The organism is Sulfolobales archaeon (assembly GCA_038881635.1).
Taxonomy (GTDB): domain Archaea; phylum Thermoproteota; class Thermoprotei_A; order Sulfolobales; family AG1; genus WYEN01.
The window spans coordinates 196,082-207,426 of record JAVZPJ010000001.1 but is presented as its reverse complement, the minus strand read 5'-3'; the positions used below and the strand labels follow the sequence as shown (position 1 = coordinate 207,426).

9 protein-coding genes and 2 tRNA genes are annotated in these 11,345 nt (G+C 39.2%); 5 read left to right on the top strand and 6 right to left on the bottom strand.

Features of this window, described 5'->3' with window-relative positions; all coding sequences use genetic code 11:
• Positions 1 to 104 precede the first annotated feature (104 nt).
• Positions 105 to 947 (bottom strand): cation transporter, encoded by an 843-nt coding sequence (locus QXS89_01080; protein ID MEM3830781.1) that lies wholly within the window; start codon positions 945 to 947, stop codon positions 105 to 107.
• A 195-nt stretch (positions 948 to 1,142) separates the two neighbouring features.
• Between QXS89_01080 and QXS89_01075 the strand changes: the two genes are divergently transcribed.
• Positions 1,143 to 2,405, top strand: coding sequence for a Glu/Leu/Phe/Val dehydrogenase (locus QXS89_01075; protein ID MEM3830780.1), 1,263 nt, complete (start codon positions 1,143 to 1,145; stop codon positions 2,403 to 2,405).
• A gap of 18 nt (positions 2,406 to 2,423) precedes the next feature.
• Here QXS89_01075 and QXS89_01070 read toward each other — a convergent pair whose 3' ends face one another.
• Together QXS89_01070 and QXS89_01065 are read right to left on the bottom strand one after the other, a co-directional pair.
• Entirely contained in the window at positions 2,424 to 4,190 is a 1,767-nt protein-coding gene (locus tag QXS89_01070) for an aldehyde ferredoxin oxidoreductase family protein (GenBank protein MEM3830779.1), read from the bottom strand.
• Positions 4,191 to 4,194: 4 nt separating this feature from the next.
• Entirely contained in the window at positions 4,195 to 4,503 is a 309-nt protein-coding gene (locus QXS89_01065) for a 4Fe-4S binding protein (protein MEM3830778.1), read from the bottom strand.
• A gap of 349 nt (positions 4,504 to 4,852) precedes the next feature.
• Between QXS89_01065 and QXS89_01060 the strand changes: the two genes are divergently transcribed.
• Together QXS89_01060 and QXS89_01055 are read left to right on the top strand one after the other, a co-directional pair.
• A tRNA-Pro gene (locus QXS89_01060) sits at positions 4,853 to 4,962 on the top strand.
• Between the two features lie 52 nt (positions 4,963 to 5,014).
• A tRNA-Arg gene (locus QXS89_01055) sits at positions 5,015 to 5,123 on the top strand.
• Positions 5,124 to 5,179: 56 nt separating this feature from the next.
• On the opposite strand, the gene QXS89_01050 is transcribed toward QXS89_01055, so the two are convergent.
• Both QXS89_01050 and metG read right to left on the bottom strand, forming a co-directional pair.
• On the bottom strand, positions 5,180 to 6,187 hold the full coding sequence (locus tag QXS89_01050; GenBank protein ID MEM3830777.1) for a hypothetical protein: 1,008 nt from the start codon (positions 6,185 to 6,187) through the stop codon (positions 5,180 to 5,182).
• A 9-nt stretch (positions 6,188 to 6,196) separates the two neighbouring features.
• The gene (gene metG / locus QXS89_01045) at positions 6,197 to 7,915 is read right to left on the bottom strand and encodes a methionine--tRNA ligase (GenBank protein ID MEM3830776.1); all 1,719 of its coding nucleotides are present in this window, start codon (positions 7,913 to 7,915) and stop codon (positions 6,197 to 6,199) included.
• An 85-nt stretch (positions 7,916 to 8,000) separates the two neighbouring features.
• Here metG and QXS89_01040 point away from each other — a divergent pair, with 85 nt between their 5' ends.
• Both QXS89_01040 and arcC read left to right on the top strand, forming a co-directional pair.
• On the top strand, positions 8,001 to 9,164 hold the full coding sequence (locus tag QXS89_01040) for a hypothetical protein (protein ID MEM3830775.1): 1,164 nt from the start codon (positions 8,001 to 8,003) through the stop codon (positions 9,162 to 9,164).
• A 49-nt stretch (positions 9,165 to 9,213) separates the two neighbouring features.
• Positions 9,214 to 10,152: a carbamate kinase gene (arcC, locus tag QXS89_01035; GenBank protein MEM3830774.1), complete on the top strand. Its 939-nt coding sequence runs from the start codon at positions 9,214 to 9,216 to the stop codon at positions 10,150 to 10,152.
• A gap of 78 nt (positions 10,153 to 10,230) precedes the next feature.
• Here arcC and QXS89_01030 read toward each other — a convergent pair whose 3' ends face one another.
• Positions 10,231 to 11,148: a geranylgeranylglycerol-phosphate geranylgeranyltransferase gene (locus tag QXS89_01030; protein MEM3830773.1), complete on the bottom strand. Its 918-nt coding sequence runs from the start codon at positions 11,146 to 11,148 to the stop codon at positions 10,231 to 10,233.
• Between the last annotated feature and the right edge of the window lie 197 nt (positions 11,149 to 11,345).

Here is an 11,345-nt window from a genome sequence, read left to right as displayed (position 1 = left end):
AGGTCTCTTATCCATCTTCAAGCACCTGCCTCCAGTTATGCATGTTAAGAAATTCTCATATGTTTATACATATGAATACATATGAATTAAAAATTTCTAGTTAACTATTCTGGTTCCATATGTATAGAAACATAGATCCTTTCACTAGAAAGTCTTCGTTCAAGTTGTTCTGCTATTTCATGAGCTTTATGAATCTTCTCATCACCTTTTATGAAGATAACAAGATCTCCTTGGTATAATCCTTCATATACCTTTCTCAATCTAATACTCTTAATTCTCAGTCTGAACTCTCCTACGATTCTCATTACTTTCTCTACAATCTCTTCTTCAACTCCATCACTTATATCATATATAAATCTTTTCGATGAATTTAGCAGTTCTCTAATAAGATATATGTAGAGAACATATGCTCCAGTGAGATCTATTAGGTAGCTCACTAGAGCGCCTGCTAGAGAAGAGGATAAAGCTATGATTCCTTCAATTATTTCTATAGAGGTTAGCCTTACATATGTTGCAAAAGATCTTCCCATTCTTATACCTAGATATATTGATACTGCGTAGAGCATCATGCCAGCTGAGGATAGCATGGAAGCTCTAACATCTACTTTGTAAGGTGTTTCAAGACCTTCTATGAGATCCGGTAGCATTAAACCTGCTACAAATGAGTAGAGGAGAATAGTAAAGAACTCGCCTCCAAATCGCATTCTAACATGCCCGTAGAGATGATCCTTATCCGGAGGTTTCATGCTTACTGCTAGAAAGTAATTTATTAGTATTATTGATGCGATATTTGCCATGCTTGTAGCAGCATCTATTAGGACAGCCTTCGAGAAATACATAAGTCCTCCGATGATCTTTAGAATACCAGCAAGAATCCCGAGTGCAACGAATATTATATAGAGATCATTTCTTTTCAGGTTCCTGTAGAGTTCTATCAATATACTCAATAATTTCTTATATTTGAAGGATTATAAGCATAAATACCATACACAGATTCTTTTCTTGATAATAATAAGATCATGATGTTTGAAGCTTGTATAACTTATTTAAATATTGAGGTTAAATAATATATTGCTTATACCTACACTCTCCAATTCATAAATATATAAGCTCTCCTCAAATTATATATATGGTGAAGTCTTGTGAAGAATGTAAGTTACTTCCAATGGATGCTCCAGGTTCTAAGAAGATCTATAGAGCTAGGAGGATTTCCTGAAGAGCTTTACCAGATGTTAAGCAAACCTGAGAGGGTTTTAATGGTAAGCATACCAGTTAGAATGGATAACGGAAAGATAACTGTATTCGAGGGGTATAGAGTTCAGTATAACAGTGCTTTAGGACCATATAAGGGCGGGATCAGATTCCATCCCGAGGTAGATCTCGAAACAGACATGGCTCTAGCCCTTGGAATGACTCTTAAGAATTCTCTCAATGGTCTTCCCTATGGAGGTGGTAAGGGAGCTGTCAAAGTAGATCCTAAGAAGCTCTCCCAGGGAGAGCTTGAGAGATTATCAAGAGGCTATGCAAGAGCTATAGCACCTCTCATAGGAGACGTTATAGATATACCAGCGCCAGATGTTGGTACAAATCCACAGATAATGGCTTGGATGGTTGACGAGTACAGCAAGCTCAAGGGTTATAATGTTCCTGGAGTGTTCACAGCAAAACCACCTGATCTATGGGGTAATCCTGTGAGGATCTATTCAACAGGGTTTGGAACTGCTGTAGCTGGCAGAGTAGCTGCAGAGAAGTATCTAGGTAGATTTGAAGGTCTTAGGGTATCTGTTCACGGATTTGGAAATGTAGGTCAGTATGCTGCATTATTCTCACAGAAGTTTGGCGCGAAAGTAATTGCTATAAGTGATACCTCTGGCACTGTTTATGATCCTAATGGTATAGATGTAGAGCTAGCGATAAAAGTGAAGGAAAGCACAGGGAAAGTTGTGAACTATCCCAGAGGTGAGAAGATACTAGATCCCGATGCATCCCTATACGTAGACTGTGAAGTGCTAATGCCATCAGCAATAGAGAATGTGATCAGAGAAGACAATGTCAACAAGATTAAGGCGAAGATTATCTCTGAAGGAGCTAACGGTCCTACAACGCCGGAGGCCGAGAAAGTATTATATGAGCGTGGAGTGATCATAGTTCCAGACATAGCTGCAAATGCTGGAGGCGTGATAATGTCCTATCTAGAGTGGGTAGAGAACCTACAGTGGTACTGGTGGAGCGAAGAGGAAACTCTGAAGAAGATCGAATCTATTATGGAGAATAATATTAAGAGACTTATATCAAAGTATGAATCTCTTAGAAGTGAAAAGAAGACTGTGACAATGAGAGATGCAGCATTTGTGTCAGCTGTTGAGAGAATTTATAAAGCTATGAAGCTGAGAGGCTGGATCTGATCTAATACCAAGAATGTTTTAATAGCTTTTTCTAATTTTCTCAACATATTGTGAGACAATATTTTTAATAAATCCTTCGGATACCTGTCCTAGAGGTGTTGGTGTCTCTAGAATTCTTCTGGGAATTCTCATGTCTAGAGGGTTGAATCCCTCCTCTAGCTTGATCCTATGTTTCTCCATATAGATCTCCTCTCCTAATCTAAGGAGATCTTTCTCTGAAATATTATAACCTATAGACCTAAGGGATCTTGCTACGAGCTCTTTCGTGTAGACACCTCTGCCGAAGAGACATAGAGTATATGAATTAAGCACCTGCCTCCAAGCTTCCTCCTCTTTTATCATCTCAAAAGCTTTCTCGGCATCAGGTATGCTACCTCCTGATGCTACTAGTTTTTCATCCATGGAGTATGCTCCCGCATCTAGATGAGAATGTCTAAACCCTATAGATACAGACGCGTGGAAGAGAGGCCCTGTATGATAACCTGCTACTTCAACTTTGTTGAATGCTACCGCGAAGTCTACTCCTCCATATCTTTTTGAAGCCTCTTCAACACCGAGACCTAGGTATCTGTAGAACTCGTTGGGTTGTAAAACTATGTTATGGATGGCATTCACATAGTTTCTCCAATCACCCCATCTTAGCTGTACTAAGGTTTCCTTCTCAGTTATAATACCTCTTTCTAAAGCTTCCGTAGCCCACGCCAGAACCACTCCTGTTGATATAGCATCAAGTCCTTCCTCTTCAACGGCCTTAATCATTTTCAGTAATCCGATTCTATCGCTGACACCTAGATTACTTCCTAGAGCGTATATCAACTCATAGTCGTATGGAATGAACTCTGTCTTGTAGAAGTACTTCTCGGTTTCATACTCCTCTCTTATATAAGCTAAGTGTATACATGCCACAGGACATGCTACACAGGCTACTCTTCTAGCTAGATTCTCTTCAGCAAGCTTTTCACCACTGATCTCTCGAGCACCTTCAAATCTTCCTGAGGTGAAGTTTCTAGTTGGAAGAGCTCCAATCTTATCTAGAGGAATCACATTTGCTGCCGTACCTAGATCATGATATTTTCTAGTAGCCGAACCTCTTGTTAGATCGTAGAGTTCTTTATATATCTCTCTAAAGCTTTTAACATCAGGTAGTTTAAAGCCTTTTCTCCCTATGATTATCAAGGCTTTAAGCTTTTTCGAGCCGAATACAGCACCTAAGCCCATTCTACCGAAATGTCTATAGGTTTCCGCAGTGACATTGGCATACCTGATAAGCCTTTCACCAGCTCTTCCAATTCTCATTATCGTCCTCATACCGGCTCCTGGAAGAGCTTCTCTTAGAACTCTACCTACAGTCTCAGAAGATCTCATACCCCATATGGTTCCTGCATCTCTAAATCTGATCTTATCATCTTCTATCACAATATACACTGGCCTGTCGCTGGCGCCTTTAATCACTATAGCTCCATATCCTGCGAATCTTATTGCTGCAGCAGATCTTCCTCCAGCATGAGATTCTGCTATATACCCGTTTAATGGAGATTTGAAAACGGCTATAGTTTTAGAAGCCATTGGAAATACACCTGTTGCAGGGCCTACGGCCATTATAATTGCATTTTCAGGAGCCAGAGGATCTACGCCTTTAGGTACTTCTTCTTTGTAGAGTTGTACTGCAACACCTATACCTCCAAGCCATTTCGAGAACAGATCTTCTCTGTCTTCAACCCAGAAGATTTTTCTCGTGAGATCTATGTAAAGAACTTTTGATAAACTCTTAACCCAGTCACTCATATCACTACACCTCTTCCAGTCCTAACACGTTGTGAGGACAAAAGCCTACGCAATAGCCGCAGTGAGTGCATATGATAGGCTTCATGCTCTCATAATCCCACATGACGGCACCGATATCACAAGCTGAAACACAATTACCACATCCTATGCACTTGCTAGGAATCAGAAGAACACCTCCGCCGGGTCTTAGTGATAGAGCTTCTGTAGGACAAACCCTAGCACAAGGAGGATCTTTACAAGCTCTGCATACTACGATGGTGAAACCTCTCTCAATACCTCCTGCAGATCTTACTAATATAGCTGATCTAGACATCCCCACATAACCGAATCTATTGCTACACGCCTCCATACAAAGTTGACAACCTACACACATATTATAGTCTAATACCACAAGTCTCTTAGCCAAGATATCTACCATCTATAAAATTCTAAGTGCATTTATAAATCTTCGATAAATAAATCAAAAAAGTAAGTAAAAACTCTTGCCAAAGTATAATACAAGAGATTTAGTTTTAGCACTAGTTCAAGTAGAGCTATATTATCACATTATCATAAGATATAAGCTACAGCCAGGATATAACACATCCTTACAAGCCGATACTAGATCAAAAGCTGTTGAAACTTGAAAAAGAAATATTAGGAGCGATCCTACAATAGATTAGGGGCCCGTAGTCTAGCTTGGCCAGGATGCGGGGCACCGTCAAGGCCCGACTCGGGACCTAAGTATAGGATAGAATCCCCGTGATCCCGGGTTCAAATCCCGGCGGGCCCATGATTTTCTCCATAAGTTTTTAAACTCTAATACCATATATAATATGGCTGGAGGGCCCGTCGCCTAGCCAGGATAGGGCGTCGGCCTTCTAAGCCTTAACAACTCCTGCGCGGACTGTGGAAAGCCGATGGTCCGGGGTTCAAATCCCCGCGGGCCCGCCACATGATCCTTTTGATTTCTTTATATTCTTTTAGTTTAATATAGAGAAGTTGTTATATCACTGAATACTGTATTCCGCTCCTCTATTCCTTCCCTTGCTCTCTATTATCTGAAATTCGTTTGAGAATGGTTGTAGCATTTCCAGAACCTTTGGGATTTCTTCAAATGATGCGGGGATGAATATGGTTGGCCCCATACTGCTGAGTCCATATTCTAATCCGCTTCTATCTAGATATTCTGCTAGTTCTATCACTCTAGGATCTTGAATCTTCCACTCGATTAGTTTGAAACCTATGTCTTGAATTCTTCTCAGATGCCTTCTAAACATTTTAATACTCTTTCTTCTTATAGAGCTTAGAAGTCCCATGAAGACATGATAGGATACTTCATAAGCCTCTTTCTCTGGGAGCGGTGTGTAAGTTCTAAATATGTCGGCTTCTCTCGACCCGTATATTCTCTCTCCCAAGACTTTAGGGATGATCAGTATAAATCTCCATTCTTCCGGTATACTCTCTCTAATAAGTAGGGGTGGCGGAGGTGCTTTAGAGTAGTCTGAAGGTAGAAACTCTTTTTTCTCAATATCTTTCAAATGACCTCCGTCAATTATAAACCCTCCTAACTCGAATCCGTGAACTCCAATACCTGATGTACCTCCTCTCTTAACAGCTCTAGCCAGCTCTATGTAGTCAGGCTTCTCTCCTCTCTCAAGCAACCATACTCCCAAGCCTATAGACATGCATAACTGAGTAGTAGAACCTAGTCCTATATGAGGCGGGTATAGTCTCTCGATCAGAATATTAAAACCTTTTCTAGATCCCAGATAATCTTTAATTCTCGAAAGGCATTTTCCGGCGATTCTCAGAAGCTCTTCTTCACAAACACCTTTGCAAGATTCTTGAGAAGTTATAATATGTATTAGATCTTGATCTGATACGCCTACGGATACCATGAAATAAGGTTCTTCTAGAATCACACCTGCTCCACCATCTATAATACCCCACACACCAGATAGATCTATTAGCGTGATATGAATCCTCGAAACACTTCTGATTCTAATACTATTCATATCAGAACCTCAGAATCTAAGGCTTTCCGGTCTAATCTTTTGAATCTTCTCTCTGACTTTTGGAAGAAGTACTCTCTCCACTTCTTCTAAGAAGTTTTCTGGAAGTTTCTTGAATAAAGGCTCTATGTTATCAGATAACCTCGTTCCAGGTTCTATCGGGTAGAAGGCTCTCCTACTGATCACTATATCTCTTATAGGATGCATCATACCAAGCATCTTCCAGAGTTTCTCCGAAGAAGATGGCGTGAATGGGTATAATAGAAGAGCTATAAGTCCTACTATATTTACAGAGATATAGATCGTTGTCGCAGCTCTAGAAGGATCTTTTTTCAATTCATCCCAAGGAGCTCTTCTATTTAGATAGTGATTTCCTATCCTGCTTAGATTCAAGATCCTCTCGAGAGCTTGCTTGATCTTGAATCTATCCATGAGATCTATATATTCTCTATAATTAGCATCAATCTCAGACCAAGTCTCACGATCTATATCATCAAACTCTCCAGGCTCTGGAACTGTCGAGTTGAAGAATCTTCTGATAAAGATAAGAACTCTGTGAACGAAATTTCCTATATCATCATTCAACTCGCTATTTACTATTCTATGAAACTCTCTCCAGCTAAAGTTTGAATCTCTCTCTTCAGGTCTCATTCTCATAAGAGCATATCTCCAGTAATCAGCTTCCGGAATTATCTCAAGAGCCTCATCTATCCAGAGACCTATTCTCCTGCTCTTGCTGAACTTCTCACCTTCATATAGAATATATTCTGTAGATGATATGTGATAGGGAAGTGGATAGTTTTCTCCAGATGCTATAAGCATTGCCGGGAGAATAACTGCGTGAAATGGGATGTTATCCTTACCTATAAAATACACGGTCTTAGTATTAGGATCCTTCCAGAAATCCTCAAATCTTCTTCCATTCTTCTCAAGATATTCCTTAGATGCTGAGAGGTATCCTAGCAATGCATCAAACCACACATATATAGTTTTCTCCTCAGCGCCTTTGAAAGGAGCTCTTATACCCCATCTCACATCTCTTGTCACAGCTCGCGGTCTCAAACCTTCTCTAACCCATGACAGAGAATATTTTTTAACCCTATCATCTAGCCTAGGATGCTCTTCTAGCCATCTTCTGATCTCATTCTCAACCTTACTAAGATCAAAAAACCAATGAACTGTAGTAGCATAAACAGGTTTTGAACCGCAGAAAACACATCGAGGATTAATCAGATCAGTAGGATCTAGAAGTGCTCCACAGTTATCACATTGATCTCCTCTGGCCTCTGGATACCCACATCTAGGGCATGTACCTATAATAAAGCGGTCTGGAAGAAAGATCTTATCTTTCTCACAGTATGGGAGGGTCTGCTCTCTAGGCTGTATATATCCTCTCTCTTCAAGTCTTCTCATGAAATCTCTTACAAACTCCTTATGAACCTCACTCTCTGTTCTAGAATAGTTGCTAAGTTCTATACCCCATTTCTTTAGAAGTCCTACTACATATTCATGAGCTTCATCGGTTAAAGCTCTAGGATCTATAGATCTTCTTCTAGCCTCAACCTCTATAGGAGTTCCATGCTCGTCTGAGCCGCTTACAGATATCACATCCTCACCTAATTGCCTCAGATATCTAGCATACACATCTGCTGTAAGCAGATGAAGCACTGTCCCGAGATGTGGAACGCTATTGATATATGGCCATGCAGCTGCTACAACCCACTTACTCATTTCAGACACTCTAATATCTTGATAGCATCTCACGCCTTAAAACATATATGAGTTTTCTATGATAATTACTATCAAGAGTTGTATAATGAGTAGACCGGATGATCTAGGTTTCGAGATACTCTCTCTTAAAAAACTTCTAGGAAATATTGTGGCGGAGAAGCTTAAGATAGGACTTGAAAGCTTTTTAGATCCAGAGATCTCTGGAAAATACTTTAGATTAGCTATTGAAAGACTTAAGAGAGATCTTGGTCTGAACAACAATTATACCGGGGTAAGTATTGGAAGTATTGATAGTATCATATCCCTTCACATACTTCTTATAATACTTAACATGATTCAAGATCATTCTCTGAGAGAAAGAATCATTGATAGAGAGATAGAGTACATGAGAAGAACTCTAGAAAGAAACAGTGATCTAAATAGAGAGATCCTGTTAAGAGAGATAGCACCAGACCTGGGGCTTCAAATAAATCACGTGAAAACAGACGAACATAGCCAGAGCAGACAAAGAATCATATATATATCATTTAGCGAAAGGAAAGATAGATTAAAGCCTACAACAAGATTGTACTCTTTCGAAATGAGAGTACTTGATTTTATCAAAATCATATCTACGCTAAAAATAGTAGATAAATATGATCTAAAAAAGATCCCTGTCAAAAATGGTTATATATATCTTCCATCCATAGACCTTCGCGGAGGTATCAGCTTGAGTGAGCTGATATTAGATATAGCAAGATATAGAATGAAAGAGCTTTTGAGAATATATGAAGAGCTCAGAGAACTTCCCCAGGTAAAAGCTTACGAAAGTGAAATATCAAAGATAGTGGATCTAGCTAAGAGAGAAGCTACAGATCTCTACACTAGAAATATCATAAGAATAATAGAGAGTCTAAATAAAGCACCTGCTAGTAGAAGATCTCTCGATATAATACCTGAATGTATCAAAACCCTGATAGAGAAGACTCATAGAAATGAGGAGTTGAATGATGTAGAGGTATATCTGCTGGCATCATTCCTAGCTTATACTGGATTAGATCTAGAGATTATAAGATCGCTAATATCTGAAAAACATGGTTACCTTATGAGCATAATAACTAGAATAAGAGATCTTAGATCTCGAAACATATACTATATCCCTCCATCCTGCAACTATATTAGAAAGATCATGGGCATTAAAGATGATAGCTGCACTTACAGAAATCCTCTCCAAGCATATAGAAGAATGATCATAGCAGGAAAAACATAGCTCTCTTATAATCTCATATTCACATACTATTTAGGGGAAGTATTCTCAGTTGAGACCCCTCCTCGTAATAGCTTTGGGAGGTAATGCCATCCTTAAGAAAGGTGAAAAAGGTCTTGTTGAGGAACAATGGAACAATATAAGAACAGCTGCTAGAGCTATCGTAAGCGTTTTCAAGAGAGGTTATAACATTGTTGTTACTCACGGAAACGGTCCTCAGGTAGGGAATCTAGCAGAATGGTTTGAATCTCTGAAGAACCGAATACCACCTCTCACACTAGATATAGCGGGAGCTATGACTCAAGGATGGATCGGATACATGCTACAGATCGAAATAGGAAATATATTAGAAGAAGAAGGTTTCGAAAGAAAAGTTATATCAATCATAAACACTGTTCTAGTAGACCCTCGAGATCCGGCTTTTGATGATCCAACAAAATTCATAGGACCCTACTACTCTCGCGAAGAAGCTCTTAAAATATCTTTGGAAAAGAAATGGCTTTTTAAAGAAGATCCTAGAGGTGGTTGGAGAAGAGTTGTTCCATCTCCAAAACCTGTAGCGAATATAGAGATAGAAGCTATAAAAACTCTTCTAGAGAAGGGTTTCATTGTCATAGCCTCTGGAGGAGGTGGAGTACCCGTTTATCGCGATAAGAATATTCTTAAAGGCGTTGAAGCTGTGATAGATAAGGATCTATCATCTTCAGTGCTGGCGATAGGGCTAAGAGCTTCAAAGCTAGTGATATTAACAGATGTTGATGGAGTGTACCTCAATTTCGGAAGACCTGATGCTGTGCTTATAAAAGATATAAATCTTGAAGAAGCTATGACACTTATCAGAAGAGGATTTCTAGGAGAAGGTTCTATGAAGCCTAAGGTTGAAGCATGTGTAAAATATGTTGCGGAAACAGGATTCACATGCCATATAGGGCATCTAGAGAAAGCAGTGGAGGTTGTTGAAGGTAAAAGTGGTACAACGATACACAGCTGATCCAGCTACTCTAGAAAGAATTGTTTTCAATTCTAATCTTTTCTTCTCTATAGATAATCTAACTCCTTCCTACATCATCTATGTGAATAACCATGTTAGGAATGCTATTGTTCCTATAAATAATGATATTTTAGTTAGGCTTCTCGCTCTACGTGCTCTATTGATAGCCTCACTAGTGTTAACGGACCCTAATATATAATATGAGGAATATATAGCCAGAGCTACTGTGAGTATTGCCAATACGAGATATTGATAAGAGAATATAAGATATAAGGGTATTACAAGTATAAGACCTATTACAACTCCTATAAGTAAAGCAATGGCAGAAGCTTTTTTAAATCCATAGATAAGAGCTAGAGTTCCCGCGCTTATTCTAGTATCACCCTCCAGATCTTCAATACCCTTTATTATTTCTCTCGTTAATGTTAGAAGAAATGCGAATAGAAACGGTATCAGAGCGTATATAGAGATCTCTATTCTACCGATATATTTTTCTGAGTATGATAAAGCTCCATATATAAATACATTGGCTGTAGCTAGAGACACTACTATATTCCCAGCCAAACCCTTTCTCTTAAGATTTGAATTATAGAGATCTATGAGGATTACATTTAGCAACGTGAATATAGCTGTGATCCACCCGATTACCAGTAAAGAATATAGGGGGGCTAAGATGTACATAGCCAGAGCAACTCTATCAGCTAACTCAGGTTTTATAACTCCTCTCGCAAGAGGTCTCCAAGGTTTAGAGATCCTATCACTCTCGAGATCAAAATAGTCATTTCTTATATAACCCCCTGATGCAGCTAGAAGAGCTGGAGGCGCTATTATTAATACTATCTCTATAAGTTCTGCATAGTTATTATACCTCAGATCTTCTAGGTGTGGTATCATTGATGCTCTCACACTTATGAGAAGTCCTATAAGTACTATGAGTAGATTATGAATCCTCACAAGCTTAATCCATTGAACTAATTTCCCCCATATATTATGCAAGATTTTTCTCCTCACCACTTTGGAAGGTCATGATTCCTTCAGATTTCATAGGTGTAAAGCTGTGTATCATGACTTCAAAAGCGAGATATACGCCTTCCATATATGAGATCTCCCTCAGATCTTTCGAGATCGCCTTTCAACCTAAGCCCCTTATAGTTAAAGACGTGAGATAGGTATCTATAGATACTAACAGCTTC

Coding starts and splice junctions, on each gene's coding strand:
- QXS89_01050 (MEM3830777.1), bottom strand. CDS start 6,187: ATGAATAGTATTAGAATCAGAAGTGTTTCGAGGATTCATATCACGCTA.
- QXS89_01070 (MEM3830779.1), bottom strand. CDS start 4,190: ATGAGTGACTGGGTTAAGAGTTTATCAAAAGTTCTTTACATAGATCTC.
- QXS89_01040 (MEM3830775.1), top strand. CDS start 8,001: ATGAGTAGACCGGATGATCTAGGTTTCGAGATACTCTCTCTTAAAAAA.
- metG (MEM3830776.1), bottom strand. CDS start 7,915: ATGAGTAAGTGGGTTGTAGCAGCTGCATGGCCATATATCAATAGCGTT.
- QXS89_01065 (MEM3830778.1), bottom strand. CDS start 4,503: ATGTCTAGATCAGCTATATTAGTAAGATCTGCAGGAGGTATTGAGAGA.